This window comes from Rhizobium aouanii (assembly GCF_037002925.1).
In the GTDB taxonomy this organism is placed as follows: Bacteria; Pseudomonadota; Alphaproteobacteria; order Rhizobiales; family Rhizobiaceae; genus Rhizobium; species Rhizobium aouanii.
The window spans coordinates 154,088-176,632 of sequence record NZ_JBAMYD010000010.1; the positions used below are offsets into that span (position 1 = coordinate 154,088).

General features: G+C 62.0%; 23 protein-coding genes. 3 read left to right on the plus strand and 20 right to left on the minus strand.

Annotated elements, in window-relative coordinates; translation table 11 throughout:
• A complete protein-coding gene (locus tag V8P77_RS18850; protein ID WP_335913763.1) occupies positions 1-933 on the plus strand; it encodes a dihydrodipicolinate synthase family protein in 933 nt (310 codons plus the stop codon).
• Here V8P77_RS18850 and V8P77_RS18855 read toward each other — a convergent pair.
• Together V8P77_RS18855 and V8P77_RS18860 are read right to left on the minus strand one after the other, a co-directional pair.
• Positions 914-1,411, minus strand: a complete 498-nt coding sequence (locus V8P77_RS18855) for a GNAT family N-acetyltransferase (protein WP_335913764.1) — start codon at positions 1,409-1,411, stop codon at positions 914-916. The two genes, V8P77_RS18850 and V8P77_RS18855, sit on opposite strands and share 20 nt — an antisense overlap.
• A gap of 14 nt (positions 1,412-1,425) precedes the next feature.
• The gene (locus V8P77_RS18860) at positions 1,426-2,376 is read right to left on the minus strand and encodes a GNAT family N-acetyltransferase (RefSeq protein ID WP_025396281.1); all 951 of its coding nucleotides are present in this window, start codon (positions 2,374-2,376) and stop codon (positions 1,426-1,428) included.
• A gap of 139 nt (positions 2,377-2,515) precedes the next feature.
• Between V8P77_RS18860 and V8P77_RS18865 the strand changes: the two genes are divergently transcribed.
• Together V8P77_RS18865 and V8P77_RS18870 are read left to right on the plus strand one after the other, a co-directional pair.
• Positions 2,516-3,451, plus strand: a complete 936-nt coding sequence (locus V8P77_RS18865) for a tyrosine recombinase XerC (protein ID WP_335913765.1) — start codon at positions 2,516-2,518, stop codon at positions 3,449-3,451.
• Positions 3,452-3,590: 139 nt separating this feature from the next.
• The gene (locus tag V8P77_RS18870; RefSeq protein ID WP_025396283.1) at positions 3,591-4,667 is read left to right on the plus strand and encodes a TraB/GumN family protein; all 1,077 of its coding nucleotides are present in this window, start codon (positions 3,591-3,593) and stop codon (positions 4,665-4,667) included.
• Between the two features lie 126 nt (positions 4,668-4,793).
• On the opposite strand, the gene lpdA is transcribed toward V8P77_RS18870, so the two are convergent.
• The 18 genes from lpdA to sdhC all read right to left on the minus strand — a co-directional run bounded on the left by lpdA (position 4,794) and on the right by sdhC (position 22,308).
• Complete coding sequence (gene lpdA / locus V8P77_RS18875; RefSeq protein WP_335913766.1) at positions 4,794-6,200, minus strand: dihydrolipoyl dehydrogenase; 1,407 nt, start codon at positions 6,198-6,200, stop codon at positions 4,794-4,796.
• Positions 6,201-6,301: 101 nt separating this feature from the next.
• Positions 6,302-7,054, minus strand: coding sequence for an SDR family oxidoreductase (locus V8P77_RS18880; protein WP_335913767.1), 753 nt, complete (start codon positions 7,052-7,054; stop codon positions 6,302-6,304).
• Positions 7,051-7,581: a hypothetical protein gene (locus V8P77_RS18885; protein ID WP_335913768.1), complete on the minus strand. Its 531-nt coding sequence runs from the start codon at positions 7,579-7,581 to the stop codon at positions 7,051-7,053. Before V8P77_RS18885 ends, V8P77_RS18880 begins: the two co-directional genes overlap by 4 nt.
• Positions 7,578-8,327, minus strand: coding sequence for a DUF4241 domain-containing protein (locus tag V8P77_RS18890; RefSeq protein ID WP_335913769.1), 750 nt, complete (start codon positions 8,325-8,327; stop codon positions 7,578-7,580). The genes V8P77_RS18885 and V8P77_RS18890 overlap by 4 nt, the downstream gene beginning before the upstream one ends.
• 14 nt (positions 8,328-8,341) lie before the next feature.
• Entirely contained in the window at positions 8,342-9,619 is a 1,278-nt protein-coding gene (gene odhB, locus V8P77_RS18895) for a 2-oxoglutarate dehydrogenase complex dihydrolipoyllysine-residue succinyltransferase (RefSeq protein WP_335913770.1), read from the minus strand.
• 39 nt (positions 9,620-9,658) lie between these two features.
• A complete protein-coding gene (locus tag V8P77_RS18900) occupies positions 9,659-9,967 on the minus strand; it encodes a YciI family protein (protein ID WP_017962384.1) in 309 nt (102 codons plus the stop codon).
• Positions 9,968-9,982: 15 nt separating this feature from the next.
• A complete protein-coding gene (locus tag V8P77_RS18905) occupies positions 9,983-12,967 on the minus strand; it encodes a 2-oxoglutarate dehydrogenase E1 component (RefSeq protein ID WP_335913771.1) in 2,985 nt (994 codons plus the stop codon).
• 172 nt (positions 12,968-13,139) lie between these two features.
• Entirely contained in the window at positions 13,140-14,042 is a 903-nt protein-coding gene (sucD, locus tag V8P77_RS18910) for a succinate--CoA ligase subunit alpha (protein WP_011653811.1), read from the minus strand.
• Positions 14,043-14,061: 19 nt separating this feature from the next.
• Positions 14,062-15,255 (minus strand): ADP-forming succinate--CoA ligase subunit beta, encoded by a 1,194-nt coding sequence (sucC, locus tag V8P77_RS18915; RefSeq protein ID WP_335913772.1) that lies wholly within the window; start codon positions 15,253-15,255, stop codon positions 14,062-14,064.
• 36 nt (positions 15,256-15,291) lie between these two features.
• A complete protein-coding gene (gene mdh / locus V8P77_RS18920) occupies positions 15,292-16,254 on the minus strand; it encodes a malate dehydrogenase (protein ID WP_018482680.1) in 963 nt (320 codons plus the stop codon).
• Positions 16,255-16,430: 176 nt separating this feature from the next.
• The gene (gene zapE / locus V8P77_RS18925) at positions 16,431-17,594 is read right to left on the minus strand and encodes a cell division protein ZapE (protein WP_335913773.1); all 1,164 of its coding nucleotides are present in this window, start codon (positions 17,592-17,594) and stop codon (positions 16,431-16,433) included.
• Positions 17,595-17,641: 47 nt separating this feature from the next.
• Positions 17,642-18,157, minus strand: a complete 516-nt coding sequence (locus V8P77_RS18930) for a protease inhibitor Inh/omp19 family protein (RefSeq protein WP_335913774.1) — start codon at positions 18,155-18,157, stop codon at positions 17,642-17,644.
• 136 nt (positions 18,158-18,293) lie between these two features.
• Complete coding sequence (locus V8P77_RS18935) at positions 18,294-18,545, minus strand: hypothetical protein (protein ID WP_335913775.1); 252 nt, start codon at positions 18,543-18,545, stop codon at positions 18,294-18,296.
• Entirely contained in the window at positions 18,542-19,321 is a 780-nt protein-coding gene (locus V8P77_RS18940; protein ID WP_335913776.1) for a succinate dehydrogenase iron-sulfur subunit, read from the minus strand. The genes V8P77_RS18935 and V8P77_RS18940 overlap by 4 nt, the downstream gene beginning before the upstream one ends.
• Positions 19,322-19,330: 9 nt before the next feature.
• Positions 19,331-19,672 carry a succinate dehydrogenase gene (locus tag V8P77_RS18945; RefSeq protein ID WP_335913777.1) on the minus strand — a complete coding sequence of 114 codons (342 nt, stop codon included), beginning with the start codon at positions 19,670-19,672 and terminating at the stop codon, positions 19,331-19,333.
• A gap of 1 nt (position 19,673) precedes the next feature.
• Positions 19,674-21,515 (minus strand): succinate dehydrogenase flavoprotein subunit, encoded by a 1,842-nt coding sequence (sdhA, locus tag V8P77_RS18950; RefSeq protein WP_335913778.1) that lies wholly within the window; start codon positions 21,513-21,515, stop codon positions 19,674-19,676.
• Positions 21,516-21,521: 6 nt separating this feature from the next.
• Complete coding sequence (gene sdhD, locus V8P77_RS18955) at positions 21,522-21,902, minus strand: succinate dehydrogenase, hydrophobic membrane anchor protein (RefSeq protein WP_017962390.1); 381 nt, start codon at positions 21,900-21,902, stop codon at positions 21,522-21,524.
• 10 nt (positions 21,903-21,912) lie between these two features.
• Positions 21,913-22,308, minus strand: coding sequence for a succinate dehydrogenase, cytochrome b556 subunit (gene sdhC, locus V8P77_RS18960; protein WP_007632530.1), 396 nt, complete (start codon positions 22,306-22,308; stop codon positions 21,913-21,915).
• Between the last annotated feature and the right edge of the window lie 237 nt (positions 22,309-22,545).

Genomic DNA, 22,545 nt, shown 5'->3' on the forward strand with positions numbered 1-22,545 from the left:
ATGGCCAGACTGACTGAGGATGCCAAAGGCGTCTATGTGATCGCCGTAACCCCGTTCACCGATGACGGCGCGCTCGATCTCGCCAGCATCGACAGCATGGTCGATTTCTATGAGGATGCCGGCGTCACCGGCCTGACGGTGCTTGGTCAGCTCGGCGAGGCTCCGAAGCTGACGGCCGAGGAATCGCGGATAGTCGTCGAACGGGTGTTGAAACGCCTCGACGGGCGCCTTCCCGTCGTCGTCGGCGTTTCGGCGCCAGGGCTTGCGCCGATGAGCGAACTCGCCGAAGCCGTCATGGGCGGGGGCGCCGCCGGCGTCATGGTCGCGCCACCCTGGACCGTTAAGACCGACGATCAGGCTTTCGCCTTCTACCAGTCGGTCGGCGAGGCCCTCGGCGATACGCCCTTCGTGCTGCAGGATTATCCGCTCACCACCAATGTGACGATCGCGCCCAAGGTCATCGAGCGCATCGTCAACGAGGTACCGAACTGCGTCATGCTCAAACATGAGGATTGGCCGGGTCTGTCGAAGATCTCGGCACTTCGCGCCGCCAGCGACAAGGGCGCCATGCGGCGCATCTCCATCCTTTGCGGCAATGGCGGGCTTTTCCTGCCCGAAGAAATGGGCCGCGGCGCCGATGGCGCCATGACCGGTTTTTGTTATCCGGAGATGATGGTTGGTGTCGTCGAGGCCTATGCCGCCGGAAATCCCGATCGCGCCCATGCGATCTTCGATGCCTATCTGCCGCTCGCCCGCTACGAACAGCAGCAGGGTATCGGTCTTGCCTCGCGCAAATATGTGCTTGCCAAGCGCGGTGTGATCAAGTCCGCCACCCTGCGCAAGCCGGGCGCCAAGCTCTCGGCGCTGGATATTGCCGATGTCGAGCGCTTGCTGGCGCGCCAGACCATCCGCCTCAAGGAGATCGGGGCGTAACACACTGGCGCAAATCCGAAGCCGCTGGATCATCGCTATGGTGCTGCAGCGCGAGCAGATGCGTATGTCCATCTCGTCCGTGGGGCTGAAACCCGAGCGACTCCCAGAACTTCGCCGCACCATCGTTTCCCGCATGAACGGTGACGACGATGCAGCAGGAACGTGCATGGTCGAGCAGAGCCAGGGCAAGCATCCGGCCGATGCCGCGCCCGCGCATTGCCGGACGAATGTAGAAACGCCGCATCCGCAGCGCCCCTGACATGGCGGGGTCGACGGTCATCCCGCCGATGCCGACGAGCGCGTCATCGACATAGGCGCCAAGCAGCCTTTCACCGTGACGTTCGAACCTGTTATCGCCGGCCGACCATTCGTCGATAAGGCGGGCGACATGGCGATGGCCCTCCCGCCGGGCCTCGCTTTCAAGATCTGCGATCCCCTGCGGCAACCGATCGCGGATCCGGCGGATATCGATCGTCATGGCAATGCCGGTGGTTAGATTGCAGGAACCGGAATCTCGCGGCGCGTCGCCGCAACCGGCAGGCCGACCGGCACGAAACTCGCGTCACCATCGACTGCCATGTCATGCACCGTATGTTTCTCCAGCGCCTTCGTCACCTCGTTGAGGTCGCCGTCCAGCTGTTCGGCCGGAATGAGGTTGCCGATGACGAAATCGAAGCGGTCGCCACGTTTGTTCAGCAGTTCGTGGAACACGGTCATGTCGCGAAGCTCCGTCGACCATTTCGCCAGCCAGTAGAACAGGCCGGAATTGCGTGCGGTCATATGGACGGGAAGGATCGGCAGATTGTATTTGCGCGCCAGCCCGACGGCCGAAGTCTTCCACGGACGTTCATTCAGCCGGCCGTTCGCCCAATAGGCGATGCGGCCTGAGGGAAAGAGCACTGTCGCCTTGCCTTCCTTCACCGCATGGTTGGTCAGCTGCAGCGTTTCGCGCGCTTTCAGCTTGCTCTTGTGCTCCTCCCGCCATTCGACGGGAATGATCATTTCGGCAAAGCGCGGATTGACGCGGATGGCATCACGATTGGCAAAGAACATCATGTCCGGCCGTCGCGCCTTCAAAAGATCGAACACGGCAACGCCGTCGGCGATGCCGGTCGGATGGTTGCTGACGAGGATGAAGCCGCCGGTATCGGGAATGCGTTCGCCATTGGTGATGCCGATGTCGAGTTTCAGCACGTCGCTCAGATATTCGAACGACTGGAAGCCCGGCATTTTAGCGACGGCATTGGCGAATTCCAGCGCCTTGTTGTAGCGCAGCAGCGTATAGAGGAATGGCCGCATGACCGGCCAGAGCGGATTCTTCACGATCATCTGGCCGCGTTCGGCAATCAGGGTATCGACGATATGACCGGGCTTTCCCTGTGAAACGAGAGCGATCGCTTCCGCGAGCTGTCCGAAAGCCGTCATGGAATCGCGCCGTGCCATGAAAGATCCTGTCTATGGGGTATAAGCTATCGCAGTAGAATATGATCGAAGGATGACAAAGGCTTGGCCGGCATTAGCAATTCCATAACTGTTCCTGCTCCAAATTGGCGGACTTGAAGGCAAAATCAAGGCCCGCAACGTGAACGAACTGCTTGTTATCGCCGATCAGCGCCTGATGGCGGAACGGGCCGCGTGGCTCGAAAACCTCGCCCGGGAGCGCCGTCTTTCCGAGCACACGCTCGACGCCTACGAGCGCGATACCCGCCAGTTTCTGACCTTCCTGACCGGTCATCTTGCCGGCCCGGCGACGCTCCGCGATATCAGGGAGTTGCGCCCCGCCGATTTCCGCGCCTTCCTGGCGGCCCGGCGAAAGCAGGGCTCCGGCGCCCGATCGCTCGGCCGCAATCTCGCTGGTCTTCGCTCGCTGCTGCGCCATCTCGAAAAGAAGGGCCTGGTCAATGCCGCCGGCGCTGCCGCGGTGCGCTCGCCGAAACAGCCGAAATCACTGCCCAAGCCGCTGTCAGACACCCAGGCGATCACCGTCGTCAGCGACGCCGCCCAGCTCCATGACGAACCCTGGATTGCTGCGCGCGACGCGGCTGTCATGACGCTGCTCTACGGCTGCGGCCTGCGCATCTCCGAAGCGCTGGATCTTACTCCCGCCGACCTGCAGAAGGGCGCGACGACGCTGCGCATCACCGGCAAGGGCAACAAGACGCGGCTGGTGCCGCTGCTGTCTGTGGTCTTCGATGCCGTCGAGAAGTACCGGGCGCTCTGCCCATATCATCTGGAAAGTGGAGAACCGCTGTTTCGCGGCGCCCGCGGCGGCAAGCTGCAGGCAGCGATCATCCAGCGCACCATGCAGAAGATGCGCAGCGCCTTCGGTCTGCCGGAGACGGCGACACCGCATGCACTGCGCCACTCCTTCGCCACCCATCTGCTTGCCGGCGGCGGTGATCTGCGCACCATCCAGGAACTGCTCGGCCATGCCAGCCTTTCCACAACGCAGGTCTATACCGGCGTCGATGCATCGCGGCTGCTCGAGGTGTATGATCGGGCGCATCCGCGCGCATAGTGCATGTGGCCCAGTGGCGCACTGCATGAATCCGGCCAGTGCGATGCGCTTTAAGTTTCGTTAACGCATTCTCTTAAAGGAATATGCGCAAGCCGGGCGTAGAGCATGAAGCCTATAGCATGTGATCGGAACACCTATCATGACGACATCAATCGGCAGCCGGACGTCTTACCTCGCAGTGCCGGCCAATCTGTTGCTCTGGCTGATCGCAGGCTTTCACATGCTGCTTCTTGCCGCCCTGTTTGCTGCCTTCATGACGGCAAGGCCGGCAGCAGCCGAAGACGTCGCCTGCACCGGCCGCAATCTGATGGTCGAGTTGCAACAGACCGACCCAGCCCGCTACGCAGAGGCGCTGAAGGAAGCCGACGCCACGCCGAACGGCAAAGGCATCTTCTGGAAGATCGAGAAGCCGGGACTTGCACCCTCGTGGCTGCTCGGCAGCATGCATGTCACCGATCCGCGCGTGCTGGCCCTGCCGCCGCGCGCCCAGGCAGCCCATGACGCCGCCGACACGATCATCATCGAATCCGACGAGATCCTCGATGAGCGGAAGGCGACCGCCGCCCTGCTCGCAAAGCCGGAGCTGACGATGTTCACCGACGGCACGACGATCGACAAGCTGCTTTCTCCCGAGGACTACAAGCGTCTCGAAACCGGCCTCAAGCAGCGCGGTATCCCGATCAGCGCCGTTTCCCGGATGCGGCCCTGGATGATTTCCAGCGCCGTTGCCCTGCCGGCCTGCGAAATCGCCCGCAAGGCAAAAGGCGCGAAGTTCCTCGACCAGAAGATCGCCACCGATGCCATTGCTCAGGGCAAACAGGTCAAAGGGCTTGAAACCCTTGCCGAGCAGATCCAGGCCATGGCCGATCTGCCGGTCGAATTCCATCTGAAATCGCTGATCCAGACGCTGGAACTCGGCAACAAGATGAGCGACGTCGTCGAGACGATGACCGACCTCTACCTCTCCGGCGACATCGGCATGACCATGCCGATGCTGAAAACCGTGACCCCGGAGGAGGAAGGCGAAAACAGCGATTATGCCGCCTTCGAGCAGCGCGTCATCCTTGACCGCAACAAGGTGATGGCCGAGCGCGCAGCGCCCATCCTCGACAGCGGCAACGTCTTCATGGCCGTCGGTGCCCTGCATCTGCCCGGCAAAGACGGTGTCATCGAACTGCTGCGACAGCAGGGCTTCACCGTGACAGCGGTGAACTGAGGCCGTAGGCGTCAGCTGGTCGTCGTCCGACTGAGCACGCTGCTTTCCAACTCCCGATACGCACCCAATAAAACAGCCGCCTGCCTCACGGCAAGCGGCTGCATGCGTTGTTGCGAATATGTGAGATCACATATGGATCGGCTTGAAGAAGGTTGCGAGCGCAGCCTCTTTCACCGCTTCCGACATTGTCGGATGCGCGTGGCAGGTACGGCCGAGATCTTCCGACGAACCGCCGAATTCCATCAGCACGGCGATCTCGTGGATCATCTCGCCGGCACCGAAGCCGACGATATGGCCGCCGAGCACCCGGTCGGTTTCCTTGTCGGCAAGGATCTTGACGAAGCCGTCCGTCGCCAGCATCGCACGCGCCCGGCCGTTCGCCGTGAAGGGGAACTTACCGACCTTGTAGGCGACGCCTGCCGCCTTCAGCTCTTCCTCGGTCTTGCCGACGGAAGCGATTTCCGGCTGGGTGTAGACGACGCTCGGAATGACTTCGTAGTTCACATGGCCATGCTGCCCGGCGAGGATTTCGGCAAGCGCCACGCCCTCGTCTTCCGCCTTGTGCGCCAGCATCGGCCCCTTGACCACATCGCCGATGGCATAGATGCCGGCGACATTGGTCTTGTAGTGACCGTCGATCTCGACACGGCCGCGATTGTCGAGAGTAACACCGGCCTCTTCGAGGCCAAGACCCGCCGTATAGGGCTTGCGGCCGGTGGCGATCAGCACGACCTCGGCATCGAGCGTCACCTTGTCGCCGCCCTTGACCGGTTCGAAGGTGACCTTGGCACCCTTTTCGCCCTTCTCGACGCCGGTGACCTTGGCGCTGAGATTGAAATCGATGCCCTGCTTGGCCAGCATGCGCTGGAATTGCTTGGAGACTTCGCCGTCCATGCCGCCAAGGATGGTGTCGAGATATTCGACGACGGTGACTTTGGCGCCGAGGCGCGACCAGACGGAACCGAGCTCAAGCCCGATGACGCCGCCGCCGACGACGATCAGCGTTTCCGGCACCTTCTCCAGCGCGATGCCGCCGGTGGACGAGATGATGGTCTTTTCGTCGATTTCGACCTGCACGCCGGGAATGCCGGCGACGTCGGAACCGGTGGCGATGACGATGTTCTTGCCTTCGATCTCCTGCACGTTGCCGTCATCGGCGGTGACGGAGACCTTGCCGGCCGAGACGATCTTGCCGGTGCCCTTGATGGCATCGATCTTGTTCTTCTTGAAGAGGAAGGCGACGCCGTCGACATTCGACTTCACCGTCGCATCCTTGTGGGCCATCATATTGCCGAGATTGAGCGTCGGCGCCGGAACGTCGATACCGAGCGCGCTCATCCCGTGGCCAGCCTGATGGAACATTTCGGAGGCATGCAGCAACGCCTTCGACGGAATGCAGCCGACGTTCAGGCAGGTGCCGCCATAGGTCGCCCGCTTTTCAACGACGGCGACCTTAAGGCCAAGCTGGGCCGCCTTGACGGCGCAGACATAGCCGCCCGGGCCGGTTCCGATAATGATCACATCGTAGGACATTGCTTCGTTTTTCCCTTTGGATTTTTCGTTTAATCGGCCGCGCGCGGTATCAGGCCGAGGGGTTCGAGACGATATTGCATGCTGTTTTTCGCCCTGTCGTTCTAGCGGCCGCCGCTCACATTGAGGATCGCGCCGGTTATATAGGAAGCCGAAGGTGAAAGAAGATAGAGGATCGCATCCGCCACCTCCGCGGGCGTGCCCGCGCGCTGCATCGGGATCGACGGCGCCAGTTCGCGCGGCCGATCCGGCAGGCCGCCGGAGGCATGGAGGTCGGTTTCGATGACGCCGGGCCTTATCGCATTCACGCGGATACCCTCGGCTGCGACCTCACGCGCCAGCCCGACGGTGAACGTGTCGATCGCCGCCTTCGAGGCGGCATAGTCGACATACTGCGTCGCCGAACCGAGGATCGCCGCCATCGACGAGATGTTGACGATCGCCCCGCCCTTGCCGCCATGCCGGCTCGACATGCGGCGTATGGCCTCTGCCGCGCAGAGTATCGACCCGGTCACATTGACGCGCAGCATGCGCTCGATCCGCTCTACCGACATCTCGTCGACGCGCTGCGGATAATCGACGATGCCGGCATTGTTGACGAGCCCGTCGAGCCGGCCAAAATGCCGGTCGACCGCCGTAAACATCGAGACAATATCCGCGGCCTTGCCGACATCGCCCTGGATCGCCACGGCCTCACCGCCATCCTCGACAATCGCAGCCACGACGGCATCCGCGGCTTGACCGTTGGCGGCGTAGTTCACCGCAACACGCCAGCCCTGGCGCGCGGCGAGCCGTGAAGCCGCAGCGCCGATACCGCGGCTTCCGCCGGTAATGAGAACCACAGGTGTATCGCTCATGTCGCACACTCCTTAAATGTCAGCACGTCCCAGGGTGCCACCACGGCCTTGCCCTCGCCCCAGGCGCTGGATTCGCGGATGGCGGGACCAAGGCCGGGAAGCACGAGCTTTTCGGCCGCCGCAGCGCCTTCGGGCTGTAGATTGTCCACCTCGCCCTCGGCATTCATGCCGTAGACGGCGCCCTGCCAGACCGTGCAGCCATTGAGATCGGCGCCGGTCGCATCACCCTCGGGGCAGTTGAACATCAGGATGCCGATGGCGCGCACCGGATCTTCCGACGGCATGACATAACCTTCCATCACGACAGGTGTCTTCAGCGCGCTGACCTTGAACTGGTTGCTGGCGGCGGCCGATGGAGAATTCAGCGGTGCAAAGCGCAATTCATAGGCACCGTCGCGATCGACGTAGACAGCCTGCTCCTGCTTGCATGCGGCACCGAAGGTGGAGGCCGGAACGACGAAAAACGCGGCGGCTGCCATTGCAGCCACGCCTGTCCGTCGCGTCGTGATCCCGGTCCTTCCGCTCATTGCAGCTTCGGCTCCTTGCGCCCGTCGGCATTCTCGACAACGCTGAAATCCGTCAGCAGCACCAGCGCACGACCATGCCCGTCTAGCCCCCAGAAGACCGGATAGAAACCGTCGCCCCAGCCGCTCCAGAACACGGCGACATTGCCTCGTCTGCCGGCGACCGGCCGGTGCAGCGCATAAATGCCCTTGTTCGCGTTGAGGTCCGACGCCAGCACGTCGTCGTAATAGTTGACGTCGGAACCCGCTTTCTGCGCCTGCACCTGGGCCTCGCGCTCTCCGATCAGATCAAGCGTATCGGCATCCATGTAGCAGCCGAGGCCGGCATCGACGGGATAGCCGAAGATCTCGCCGTCCTTCAGCGTCGCCGGGTCCTGCCCTGGCAGGACCGCAAGCTCCCAACGATCCGGCTTGCCCCCGGCAAACCGCATGCTGGCAGCGGCGATGCGCCCGAAGGCCTGGTAGAGCGTCACCGGATACTCGCCAGGCGCAACCGTTCTTGCGAGCGCCGGACGGTCGGGCTGGGCCAGCGGATCGGCGGCAACGATGCGCCCCGAGGTCAGTTCGACATTGCCCATATGGATGACGCCGATCGACCGGCCGGAGAGTTCGGCATCGCTGAGCGCCACCAAGTCGAAATTGCTGCTTGCTTTGCCGACATCCCAGCCGGCAGCCGATGCGGAGACCGGGACATGCGTGGCGACAGCGCAAAGAAGAAGGCGCGCCGCTCGCATGATCCGGTTCCGCATCGAAAGCGCTCCCCTTAGAGATCGAGAACCAGACGTTCCGGATCTTCCAGGCTTTCCTTGACGCGCACGAGAAAGGTGACCGCTTCCTTGCCATCGACCATGCGGTGATCGTAGGACAGCGCCAGATACATCATCGGACGGATGACCACTTGACCGCCGATCGCAACCGGCCGCTCCTGGATCTTGTGCATGCCGAGAATGCCGGACTGCGGCGCGTTGAGGATCGGCGAAGACATCAGCGAACCGTAAACGCCGCCATTGGTGATGGTGAAGGTGCCGCCCTGCATGTCGGCCATGGAGAGCGAGCCATCACGGGCTGCCTTGGCAAGACGGCCGAGCTCCTTCTCGATTTCGGCGATCGACATCTGGTCGGCGTCACGGATGACGGGAACGACGAGACCTTTGTCCGTGCCGACGGCCATGCCGACATGGCAGTAGTTCTTGTAGATGACGTCAGTGCCGTCGATTTCGGCGTTGACGGCCGGCAGTTCCTTCAGCGCATGCGTCACCGCCTTGGTGAAGAAGCCCATGAAGCCGAGCTTGACGCCGTGCTTCTTCTCGAAAATGTCCTTGTACTTGTTGCGCAGGTCCATGACCGCCTTCATGTCCACCTCATTGTAGGTGGTCAGCATGGCGGCGGTGTTCTGCGCATCCTTGAGGCGCTTGGCGATCGTCTGGCGCAGGCGCGTCATCTTCACGCGCTCTTCGCGCGAGGCATCCTCGACCGTCGACGGGCCGCGCGCGGCGGCAGGCTTCGCCGCAGGTGCGGCCGCCGGAGCGGAAATGCCCTTGGCAACGGCGGCGATGACATCGCCCTTCAGCACTTGGCCGCGCTTGCCGCTACCGTCGACCTGATGGGCGGAAAGGTTACTTTCGGCAAGCATCTTCGAAGCTGCCGGTGCCGGCGGCATGGTGGAGACGGACGCGCTCGACGACGACGCAGCAGCGGCAGCAACCGCCGGCTGGGCCGGAGCAGCAGCGGCCGGTTGGGCGGGAGCCGGAGCAGCAGGCGCGGCGGCCGGTGCAGCGGCAGCCGGCGCGGCAGCAGCGGCAGCACCTTCGGCAATCTGGCCGAGCAGCGCGCCGAGGCCGACGGTCTCGCCGGCAGCGACGACGATTTCCGAAAGCGTGCCGGAGGCGGGTGCGGGAACTTCGATGGTCACCTTGTCGGTTTCAAGCTCGAGAATCGGCTCGTCGGCCTTGATGGCGTCGCCGACCTTCTTGAACCAGGTGCCGACGGTTGCCTCGCTGACGGATTCACCGAGAGTTGGAACGCGGATTTCTGTGGCCATTGTTCAGATCCTGATTTTGTGTGTTTTCGTTTATGCGTTTCAGATGGCGGGCGGCCGCGAGATGATTGAGGGCATCGGCAGGATATCGAAGCGGAAACCGAAACCGGAAGCGATGATCGGATCGCCGTCGGCAAGAACCTGCGCCGCCGCCTGATCCTCGACCTCGACGATCGCCATGCCCCAGGCGCCTTCACCCTCGAAGACGGGGCCGACGATGATCGCCGATCCCGCAAGAGCGTTCCGATGCCAGTATTCGGCATGGCGTTTCATCGCCGCCATTTCCTCCCCGGTCCCGTCATGCGGGAAAGTGGGGCGCGGCGGCTGCAGTCTCAGAAAGAAATAAGCCATTGCGCCCCTCTTGTTTTAACCGCCCAATGCATCCTCAAGGAATGCGGCGAGCTGCGACAGATGCTTGGACATCAGGCCTGTCGCCGGCGAGGCGGCGGCCGGCCGGCCGGTATAGCGGACGCGCTGGTACTTCGCGTCGATATGGGCGAGCACCCATTCGAGGAAGGGGTCGATGAACGACCATGCGCCCATGTTCTTCGGCTCTTCCTGGCACCAGACCATCTCGGCATTGCGGAAGCGCGACAGCTCGTTGATCAGCGCCTTTGCCGGGAACGGATAGAGCTGTTCGACACGTAAGAGATAGATGTCGTCGATGCCGCGCTTTTCACGCTCTTCGAGAAGATCGTAATAGACCTTGCCTGAGCACATGACGACGCGGCGGATCTTGTTGTCCTTCTGCAGCTTGATCGGGCCGTCCTTGATCACCTCGGCATCGTCCCAGAGCAGGCGATGGAAGGCGGATTCGCCGGCCATTTCGGCAAGCGTCGAGACCGCCCGCTTGTGGCGCAGCAACGACTTCGGCGTCATCAGGATCAGCGGCTTGCGGAAGTCACGCTTCAGCTGCCGGCGCAGGATGTGGAAATAGTTCGCCGGCGTCGTGACGTTGGCGACCTGCATATTGTCTTCCGCGCAAAGCTGCAGGAAACGCTCCAGGCGGGCCGAGGAGTGTTCCGGACCTTGACCTTCATAGCCGTGCGGCAGCAGGCAGACGAGGCCCGACATGCGCAGCCACTTGCGTTCGCCCGACGAGATGAACTGGTCGAAGACCACCTGCGCGCCGTTGGCGAAATCGCCGAACTGCGCTTCCCACAGCGTCAGCGCATTCGGGCGGGCAAGCGAATAGCCGTATTCGAAACCGAGCACGGCCTCTTCCGAAAGCATCGAATTGATGACTTCGTAGCGCCCCTGCGTCGGCGAAAGATTGGCAAGCGGGATGTAACGCTCTTCGGTTTCCTGATCGTAGAGAACCGAGTGGCGCTGCGAAAAGGTGCCGCGTTCGCAATCCTGGCCGGAGAGGCGGATCTTGCTGCCTTCGACGCAGAGCGCGCCGAAGGAGAGCGCTTCGGCCATCGCCCAGTCGATGCCCTCGCCCGTGGCGATCATATTAGCGCGGTTTTCCATGAAGCGTTGGATCGTCCGGTGCGCGTTGAAGCCCGCCGGGATCTCAGAGAGCTTGCGGCCGATCTCCTTCAGCGTCTTCATCGGCACGGCGGTCTTGCCGCGGCGCTGTTCGTCGGCATTGTCGGCCGTGCGCAGGCCCGACCACTCACCATCAAGCCAGTCGGCCTTGTTCGGCTTGTAGTGCTGGCCAGCCTCGAACTCCTGTTCGAGATGCGCGCGCCAATCGGCCTTCATCTTCTCGACTTCGTCTTCGGTCAGCAGGCCCTCGGCAACGAGACGGGCTGCGTAGAGCTGCAGCACGGTCTTGTGGCCGCGGATCACCTTGTACATCTTCGGCTGCGTGAAGGACGGTTCGTCGCCTTCATTGTGGCCGTAGCGGCGGTAGCAGAACAGGTCGAGCACAACAGGCTTGTGGAACTTCATGCGGAATTCGGTGGCGATCTTCGCCGCATAGACCACCGCTTCCGGATCGTCGCCGTTGACGTGGAAGATCGGCGCCTCGATCATCTTGGCGACGTCGGACGGATAAGGCGACGAGCGCGAGAAGGCCGGGTTCGTCGTGAAACCGATCTGGTTGTTGATGATGACATGCATGGTGCCGGCGACGCGGTGGCCGCGCAGGCCGGAAAGGCCGAGGATTTCGGCAACGACGCCCTGGCCGGCAAAGGCCGCATCGCCATGGATCAGCAGCGGCACGACCTTGGCGCGCTCGGTCAGCGGAATGATGTCGCCCTCCCAGACGGTGGCGGTCATATCCTGCTTGGCGCGGGCCTTGCCCATGACGACGGGATTGACAATTTCGAGATGCGACGGGTTCGCCGTCAGCGAAACGTGAATCTTGTTGCCGTCGAATTCGCGGTCGGAGGAGGCGCCGAGATGGTACTTGACGTCGCCCGAGCCCTCGACCTCGTCGGGAGCGGCCGAGCCGCCCTTGAACTCGTGGAAGATTGCGCGGTGCGGCTTGCCCATGACCTGGGAGAGCACGTTCAGGCGGCCGCGATGGGCCATGCCGAACAGGGCCTCCTTGAGGCCGAGCTGGCTGCCGCGCTTGAGGATCTGTTCCAGCGCCGGGATCAGCGATTCGCCGCCGTCGAGGCCGAAGCGCTTGGTGCCCTTGAACTTGACGTCGAGGAACTGCTCGTAGCCTTCGGCTTCGGCGAGCTTGGCGAGGATCGCCTTCTTGCCTTCCGGCGTGAAGGCCACACCCTTGTCCGGCCCTTCGATGCGCGCCTGAATCCAGGCCTTCTCTTCGGGATTGGAGATGTGCATGAATTCGACACCGAGCGTCGAGCAATAGGTGCGCTCGAGGATCTCGATCATCTCGGGGATGGTCGCGTATTCGAGGCCGAGCACGTTGTCGATGAAGATCTTGCGGTCGTAATCGGCGGCCGTGAAGCCGTAATTCTCCGGCGAGAGCTCGTGGTAGTCCTCAACGGCAGCAGCGATGCCGAGCGGGTCGAGCTTGGCATGCAGGTGGCCGCGCATGCGGTAGGCGCGGATCATCATGATGGCGCGCACGGAATCGCGCGTCGCCTGCAGCACGTCGATGCCGTCGGCAGGCTTGCCCTGAGCTTCGGCCTTGGCCTTCACCTTGGTCTCGATGACCTTCTCGACGATGCCCCAGTCGCCGTCGAGAGCCGATACCAAATCGCCGCTTGCCTGAAGCGGCCAGTTCTTCTTGCGCCAGGAAGCGCCCTTGGCTGCCCTTTTCACATCGCTGGGATCCTCCTCCAGCGCCTTGAAGAAGGACCGCCACTGATCGTCGACCGATGCCGGATCTTCTTCGTACCGCGCGTAGAGCTGCTCGATATAGGCAGCGTTGGCGCCATCCAGAAACGAGGTGATCTGAAACTGCTCGTTGGCTTCTTGCCGTGCCATGGTGATATGCGGACGCTTCCGTCCGCCTCCTGACTTTGATGAATTTGCCGGCTTGATGGCCGGCTGCCGCATTCCGATTGCCGCCTGTCCGCGGCGCATCTGCTGGACTGGTGTTGTCGAGGCCGGGCGGAAGGCGCAGATGCCGTTCCTCCGCCCGGTCTATATAGGTGGCTTAGCCCTTGAGGACTTCAACCAGCGTCTTGCCGAGGCGGGCCGGAGAGGGCGATACCTTGATGCCCGCCGATTCCATCGCCGCGATCTTCGATTCCGCATCGCCCTTGCCGCCGGAAACCACAGCGCCGGCATGGCCCATGGTGCGGCCCTTCGGCGCCGTACGGCCGGCAATGAAGCCAGCCATCGGCTTCTTGCGGCCCTTCTTGGCTTCGTCCTTGAGGAACTGCGCTGCGTCTTCTTCAGCCGCACCGCCGATTTCGCCGATCATGATGATCGACTGGGTGGCTTCGTCGGCCAGGAACATTTCCAGGACGTCGATGAACTCGGTGCCCTTGACCGGATCGCCGCCGATGCCGACGGCCGTCGTCTGGCCGAGACCTTCATTGGAGGTCTGGAACACGGCTTCATAGGTCAGCGTACCCGAGCGGGAAACGATACCGACCGAACCCTTGCGGAAGATCGAGCCCGGCATGATGCCGATCTTGCATTCTTCCGGCGTCAGGATACCCGGGCAGTTTGGGCCGAGCAACCGCGACTTGGAGCGGTCGAGGCGAGCCTTGACCCGCACCATGTCCATGACCGGTATGCCTTCGGTGATGCAGGTGATGAACGGGATCTCGGCGTCGATCGCCTCGATGATCGCATCGGCGGCTCCTGCCGGCGGAACATAGATGACGGTCGCGTTGGCGCCGGTCTTTTCCTTGCCCTCGGCAACGGTTGCGAAGATCGGCAGGCTTTCGCCCTTTGCGCCGGTCCAGGTTTCGCCACCCTTCTTCGGATGGATACCGCCGACCATCTGGGTACCGTAGTAAGCGAGCGCCTGTTCTGTGTGGAACGTGCCGGTCTTGCCGGTCAGACCCTGAACGAGGACCTTGGTGTCTTTATTGACGAGAATAGACATTCTTTCAGATCCTTCAAAATTAGCCGTTGATCGCCGCGACGATCTTCTTGGCCGCATCGTCCAAGTCGTCAGCCGCCGTGATCGCCAGACCCGACTCGTTCAGGATCTTCTTGCCGAGCTCGACATTGGTGCCTTCAAGGCGCACGACGAGCGGAACCTTCAGGCCGACTTCCTTGACTGCGGCAATCACGCCCTCGGCAATGACGTCGCACTTCATGATGCCGCCGAAGATGTTGACGAGGATGCCTTCGACCTTGGGGTCTGCGGTGATGATCTTAAAAGCCGCAGCAACTTTCTCCTTGCCGGCGCCGCCACCGACGTCGCAGAAGTTAGCCGGCTCCTTGCCGTAGAGCTTGATGATGTCCATCGTCGCCATGGCGAGGCCTGCGCCGTTGACCATGCAGCCGATGTTGCCGTCGAGAGCGACATAGGCGAGGTCCCACTTCGAGGCCTCGATTTCCTTGGCGTCTTCTTCGGTCTCGTCGCGGAGCGCCTTGACGTCGTCGTGACGGAAGAGCGCATTGCCATCGAAAGACATCTTGGCATCAAGGACGCGCAGGTGGCCGTCCTTCATGACGATCAGCGGGTTGATCTCCAGGAGAGCCATGTCCTTCTCACCAAAGGCCTTGTAGAGCATTGGGAAAAGCGTCTTGGCGTCTTCGGCGGCAGCACCCTCGAGCTCAAAAGCCTTGGAGATCGCAGCAACGTCGGCAGCCGTCACGCCGGCTTCCGGATCGATAGCGATCGTCTGGATCTTCTCAGGCGTATCGTGGGCGACGGCTTCGATGTCCATGCCGCCTTCAGTGGAGACCACGAAAGCCACGCGACCGACCGAGCGGTCGACCAGCAGCGAGCAATAGAGCTCGCGAGCAATGTCGGCGCCGTCTTCGATGTACAGGCGGTTGACCTGCTTGCCGGCTTCGCCGGTCTGCGCCGTCACCAGCGTATTGCCCAGCATTTCCTTGGCATGGGCGACGACTTCGTCGATCGACTTGGCGAGACGCACGCCGCCCTTGGCTTCCGGCGACAGTTCCTTGAACTTGCCCTTGCCGCGGCCGCCAGCATGGATCTGGCTCTTGACCACGTAGAGCGGACCGGGAAGCGACTTGGCAGCAGCCTCGGCTTCTTCAACCTTGAGAATAGCCACACCTTCGGCAACCGGCGCGCCATAGCCCTTCAGCAGAGCCTTGGCCTGATATTCATGAATGTTCATGGGTGTATCCCTGTTTCGATTACTTCAGCCCATCGACTACTTGAGGGCAGGCGCGATGTTGATGCAGGCTTCGCAGAGACCGGCGACGGCGCCGACGGACTTGTCGAAGGCTTCCTTCTCGGTCTTGTTGAGGTCGATCTCGATGATGCGCTCGACGCCGCCGGCGCCGATGACGGTGGGAACGCCGACATACATGTCCTTGACGCCGTACTGACCGGTGAGGTGAGCAGCGCAGGGCAGAACCCGCTTCTTGTCCTTGAGGTAGGATTCGGCCATTTCGATCGCCGAGGCGGCCGGGGCGTAATAGGCCGAGCCGGTCTTCAGCAGGCCGACGATTTCAGCGCCGCCGTCACGGGTGCGCTGGATGATCTCTTCGAGGCGCTCCTTGGTGACCCAGCCCATGGTGACGAGGTCGGTGAGCGGAATGCCGCCGACCGTCGAATAGCGGGCGAGCGGCACCATCGTGTCGCCGTGGCCGCCGAGAACGAAGGCCGTGACGTCCTGGACGGACACGTTGAATTCCTTGGCGAGGAAAAGACGGAAGCGGGAGGAGTCGAGAACGCCGGCCATGCCGACGACCTTGTTGGCCGGAAGACCGGAAAACTTCTGCAGCGCCCAGACCATGGCGTCGAGCGGGTTGGTGATGCAGATCACGAAGGCGTTGGGGGCATATTTCTTGATGCCGGCGCCGACCTGCTCCATGACCTTGAGGTTGATGCCGAGAAGATCGTCGCGGCTCATGCCGGGCTTGCGGGCGACGCCTGCCGTGACGATGCACACGTCGGCGCCTTCGATCGCGGAGTAGTCGCTGGCACCCGTCAGATTGACGTCGAAGCCTTCGACGGGTGACGACTGGGAAATATCGAGACCCTTGCCCTGGGGAATGCCGTCTGCGATGTCGAAGAGGACGATGTCGCCCAGTTCCTTCAGGCCGGCGAGGTGCGCCAGCGTGCCACCAATCATGCCAGAACCAATGAGTGCGATCTTGTTACGCGCCATTTCGCTGTTTCCTTTGCGATCAAATTCGTCGAACGGAAGCGCAAGGCACCGCCCAATGACGCAATCGCATAGACCCAAAGCCTAAAAATGGCAATCCATTAATTTTGATGCAGCAATTTCAATCGTTTAGATATAAAAATTTTTACGTAAACGTAAGATATTCTGTCACCGAATTGTTACTCTGCGGCGCGTTTCTCATGGTGCAGCGCAAGATATTCGGCACTGCGCATCTCGAAGAGGCGCGATGCCGTGCGGTCGAATTCGAAACCCTCGGTGCCGCGGCGGTGCAGCAGCAGTTCCTCCGGCATGGCCGCCGCGGAAATGTAAAGCCGCACGGCATGATCGTAGAGCGTATCGACCAGAATGATGAACCGTTTGATCTGGTTCCGCTTTTCCGGCCCGAGCAAGGGAATGTGATCGATGAAGACCGTATCGAAACGCTCGGCGATGGCCAGGAAGTCCCCCGCCCCGAGCGGTTTGTCGCAGAGGTCGGCGAAAGAGAACCGCGCCATGCGGTCGACGGCGAGCGGCACATGGATGTGGCGCCCCTTCAACGCAATATCCAGCGGTTGCGCCTTGCGCCCATGCAGCGCCTGCGTCCAGGACGCATCCATCGCCATGTCGTTATGCTCGTTGATCGGCACCAGATAGACCGGCTGGCTGCTCAGCCTCTCCATCCGGTAGTCGGTCGGCGAATCCAGGGTAACGATATCGACATGCTGCTTGAGCAAGGTGACGAAGGGCAGGAACAGGCCGCGATTGAGACCATCCCGGTAGAGATTGTCGGGCTCGACGTTCGAGGTGGCGACCAGAACGCATCCGCGCGTGAAAAGCTCGGTAAACAGCCGCGACAGGATCATCGCATCGGCGATGTCGGTGACCGTGAACTCGTCGAAGCAGAGCAGTTCTGCCTCGTCGTAGAGCGCTGCGGCGACCGGCGGCATCGGATCGGCCTGCTTTGTCTCGCCGTTCTTGAGCTTCAGCCGGTGCGCCGCGATACGGTTGTGCACATCGGCCATGAATTCGTGGAAATGCGCCCGGCGTTTCTTCCGGCACGGAGCCATCGCGAAGAACATGTCCATCAGCATGGTCTTGCCGCGCCCGACGCTGCCGTGGATGTAAAGCCCCTTGATGCCGTCGGCGGATTTCTTCTTGGCGGCAAACAGCCAGCCCAGCGCGCTCGACTTTGCCGCCGGCCGCCGCTGCTTCAGGCCGGCAAGCACCCGGTCGAGGCTCTTTGCCACGTCCATCTGGGCCGAATCGACCTGAAGCGCGCCCGATGCGGTCAGCGCTTTAAGCTGTTCGCAGACGCTGAGCGCATAATCCGGCATTGGTTGCATGAGGGCATATCCGCCTGTCAGTCAACGGCGCAGACCCGCCGGAACATTTACCGGCTGAGGCTGATCGACTGGCCCGTGCTCGTCTGTCCCTCAAAGCGGTTGTCGGCCGTCTTGTAGACGCTGCCGAGCTGGTTGCCCGAGCGGTCCTTGAGCAGCACCTGCTTGCCGGCGACCTCCCAGGAGCCCATCGCCGTCAGCTCGCCGACGCAGCCACGCGTTCCACCGCGCGAACCGCTGCCGAGATTGGTGAGCGTCAGGAACATGTCGCAGCTGCCGTTGACACGCCAGCTTCCAACCATCGATTCCTTGGTGATATCGAGCGCGTTCGCGGCCATTGCGCCGGGCGGGGCGCCCGGCATCGGCGACGTCGACGCCGGTGCAGCCGGAAACTGCGAGCTGCCGGTCGGCGGCGGAAGCTGCCCACCCTGCACAGAGGGCACCGGCTGCGCCGTCAACGGCGCCGGGCCGGCACTGGCGTTGGAGCTGTAATCATATGCCGTACGCTGACAACCGGCTAGCGCGAGAGCCACCACCAGACCTGTCATCGCATATCGCAACTGCATCATCATACTCCTGAATTCGGCCATCGCCGTAGAGAAACGGGCGTGAGACAAGTCCGATTATCGTAATTCGCTTTGGTTAATCAAGTCGGGCGGCATAAATTGCCCGTGACAACAACTAACCGAAAAACGATACAGTTCAACTGTCCCGCTGCAAAACTTCCTGCACATAGAATTTGTCAGCAAGGTGTTGCGCGTGTTCATCTCTGTCAGGATCCCTGTCGAGCGCGCGCAATGTCTCGGAATAGCGTTCCGGCGCACCCTGCAGAAGGATTGCGCCAGCACCGATGCGGAGGCCCTGTTCGCGCATCGAGGTAAGCCTCGACCTGATCTCGGTGACGGCTTCGGGATCGAAACCGCCTATTCCGCCATCGGTACCGAGGCCGATCAAACCCGGCGCTCGACCATCATCTTCTTGATTTCGGCGATCGCCTTGGCGGGGTTGAGACCCTTCGGGCAGGTCTGCGCACAGTTCATGATCGTGTGGCAGCGATAGAGGCGGAACGGGTCTTCGAGATTGTCGAGACGCTCACCGGTCGCCTCGTCTCTGGAATCGATCAGCCAGCGATAGGCCTGCAGCAGAACGGCCGGACCGAGATAGCGGTCGCCGTTCCACCAGTAGCTCGGACAGGAGGTCGAGCAGCAGGCGCAAAGGATGCATTCATAGAGGCCGTCGAGCTTCTGTCGGTCCTCGTGGCTCTGCTTCCATTCCTTGGCCGGCGCCGGCGACACCGTCTTCAGCCATGGCTCGATCGAACGATGCTGGGCATAGAAGTTGGTGAGGTCAGGAACCAGATCCTTGACGACGGGCAGATGCGGCAGCGGATAGATCTTTACCGCACCCTTGATGTCGTCGAGGCCCTTGGTGCAGGCGAGTGTGTTCGTGCCGTCGATATTCATCGCGCAGGACCCGCAGATGCCCTCGCGACAGGAACGGCGGAGCGTCAACGTCGGGTCGATCTTGTTCTTGATGTAGAGAAGACCGTCGAGCACCATCGGCCCGCAATCGTCGATATCGATGTAGAAGGTATCGATAGACGGGTTCTGACCGTCGTCCGGGCTCCAGCGGTAGACGCGGAACTCGCGGGTGTTCGTCGCACCCGCCGGCTTCGGCCAGACCTTGCCTTCGCGCATCTGGGAGTTTTTGGGGAGAGCGAGTTCAACCATAGTAAGATCCTAGTTTGCCGACAGGAATTCTGTCTTCACATAACCCTTGCAACCACCGAACGCAGCGTTGCTGGCACGAACGAAGGCCACCGCACCAGAACGTTCCAAAACCTCTGCTTTAGTCCCGGGTCGAACCACACAAGCGAGATCCTTGGACAAGAACTGGTTGCCGACAACCAGGGAATCGTGGGCAGCCTTAGCCGCTTTGGCCGAATTCCAAACGCCAACTTCGTTACTTACGGCTGCGCCGACGCCGCCTGGAGCTCGCAACTTGTAGCGATCGGCCGGCAAGGCAGAGGACGACACCATCAAGGTAACCGCAACAATTGAGAGAAAGACAGCTTTCCTCATCTTAGTATACACGCGCCTTCGGCTCGATCTTATGCGGATCGATGCCTTCGGCAATGAGCTCGGTGTGAACCGGCCGGTAGTCGAGCTTGACGTCGCCGGCCTCGTTGACCCAGGCGAGCGTGTGTTTGCGCCAGTTGACGTCGTCGCGGCCGGCGAATGCACCCTCGGTATAGTCTTCGCGTGCATGCGAACCGCGGCTCTCCTTGCGCGCCTCGGCGCCGTAGATCGTCGTGATGGCGTTGGCCATCAGGTTCTGCAGCTCCAGCGTCTCGACCAGATCCGAGTTCCAGATCATCGAGCGGTCGGTGACCTTGATGTCCTTCATCTCGCCCCAGATTGCCGAGATGCGCTGGCAACCGGATTCCAGCGATTCCTGCGTCCGGAACACGGCGGCGTCTTCCTGCATGGCGCGCTGCATCTTCTCGCGCAGTTCCGCCGTCGGCGTGCCGCCGCTGGCGTGCCGCAGACCGTCGAAACGGTCCATGATCTTGTCGCAGGCTGCGACGTTGAGATGCGGGATCGGCGCTGCGCGGTCGATCACCTCGCCGGCGCGGATCGCCGCGGCCCGGCCGAAGACCACAAGGTCGATCAGCGAGTTGGAGCCGAGGCGGTTGGCGCCGTGCACCGAAGCACAGCCGGCTTCACCCACGGCCATCAGACCGGGGATGATCCGTTCCGGATTGGCACCGTCGGCGTTCAGCACTTCGCCCCAATAATTCGTGGGAATACCGCCCATATTGTAGTGAACGGTCGGCAGAACCGGGATCGGCTCGCGCGTGACGTCGACGCCGGCGAAGATCTTGGCGCTCTCGGAAATCCCCGGCAGGCGTTCATGAAGAACGGCCGGATCGAGATGGTCGAGATGCAGGAAGATGTGGTCCTTCGCCTTGCCGACACCGCGGCCCTCGCGGATTTCCAGGGTCATGCAGCGCGAAACGACGTCGCGCGAGGCAAGATCCTTGGCCGAAGGGGCGTAACGCTCCATGAAGCGCTCGCCCTCGGAGTTGACGAGGTAGCCGCCTTCGCCGCGCGCGCCTTCGGTGATCAGACAGCCCGAACCGTAGATGCCGGTCGGATGGAACTGGACGAATTCCATGTCCTGCAGCGGCAGGCCGGCGCGCGCCACCATGCCGCCGCCGTCGCCGGTGCAGGTATGGGCTGATGTTGCCGAGAAATAGGCGCGGCCGTAGCCGCCGGTCGCCAGCACCACCATCTTGGCGGCGAAGCGATGGATCGTGCCGTCATCGAGGCACCAGGCGACGACGCCGGTGCAGCGGCTGCCGTCTTCCGACATGATCAGGTCGAGCGCGAAATACTCGATGAAGAATTCGGCATTGTTGCGCAGTGACTGGCCGTAGAGCGTATGCAGGATGGCGTGGCCGGTCCGGTCGGCAACGGCGCAGGTGCGCTGTACCGGCGGGCCTTCGCCGTAATTCTGCATGTGGCCACCGAACGGGCGCTGATAGATCTTGCCTTCCTCGTTGCGCGAGAACGGCACGCCGTAATGCTCGAGCTCATAGACCGCCTTCGGGGCTTCCATGGTGAGATACTGCATGGCGTCGACGTCGCCGAGCCAGTCGGAACCCTTGACGGTGTCGTAGAGGTGCCACTGCCAGCTATCCGGCGTCATGTTGCGCAGCGAGGCGGCGATGCCGCCCTGGGCCGCGACCGTATGCGAGCGGGTCGGGAATACCTTGGTGATGCAGGCCGTGCGGAAACCCTGCTCGGCCATGCCGAGTGTGGCGCGCAGCCCGGCGCCGCCGGCGCCGACGACGATCACGTCGTAGGAATGATCGACATACTTATAGGCTTTGCCGTTCTGGGCGGGTGAAGTCGGTGCCATATCAGCTTATCCTACGAATGCGATTTTCAGAATGGCGAAGAGACAGAGGCCGGCGATCAGTATCGCAAAGAACGTGTTCAGCATCAGGAGAGCGACCTTGCCGAATTCGCCATGCACGTAGTCCTCGATGATGACCTGCATGCCGAGCCTCATGTGGATGACGCCGGAGATCACCATCAGGCCCATGACGACGGCGACGAAGGGATTCGACAGCGCGCGAACCACATCCGCATAGGGCGCGCCGGCATAGGCGAGCATGAAGATGACGAAGAACAGGATGAGCGGAACATTGGCGACGGCCGTCAGCCGCTGACGCCAGAAATGGTCCGTGCCGTCCTTGGCGGAGCCGAGCCCGCGAACCTTGCCGAGGGGGGTGCGCATATCCATGATAGGACCTTCAGAAGCGAATGAGGAAGCCGATCACCCAGACCAGCACGGTCAGACAGAGCGACCCGATGATGTTGGCGATGGCGAGCTTGGTCGAGAACTCTTTCCCGAAGCCATAGCCGAGATCCCACATGAAGTGGCGGAAGCCGCCGAGCATATGGTGCAGCAGCGCCCAAGTGTAGCCGAGAAGCACGAGCTTGCCGAGAAGGCTGCCGAGCACCCAGTTGGCCCAGTCATAGGAGCCCTGGCCGCTTGCCGCCGCGATCAGCCACCAGGCGACGAGCAGCGTGCCGACGTAGAGCGCGCTACCGGTAATACGGTGGACGATGGACATGACCATGGTGGGAATAGGTTTGTAAATCTGCAGATGCGGCGATAAGGGCCGGTTATTTGTCACGTTCGCCATCAGAACCTCGCGGCGGCTTCTCTGCGCTCCCGGATTTCGGAGCATGCTCAGTCAACCACACGAATGACAAAATTCTCTGTGTGCGTTGCATCAATTGCGACGTTTAATCACCGGGAACGCCGACGACAAGCACAATCGCTGTCTGCTTTTAATTTAATCGATTCGCGTTACCGGGAAGTTTGCAGGCTAAAGAAACTGGCCTTTTCCGCTCAAATTTTGAGCCGGTTGTCCGGGCTG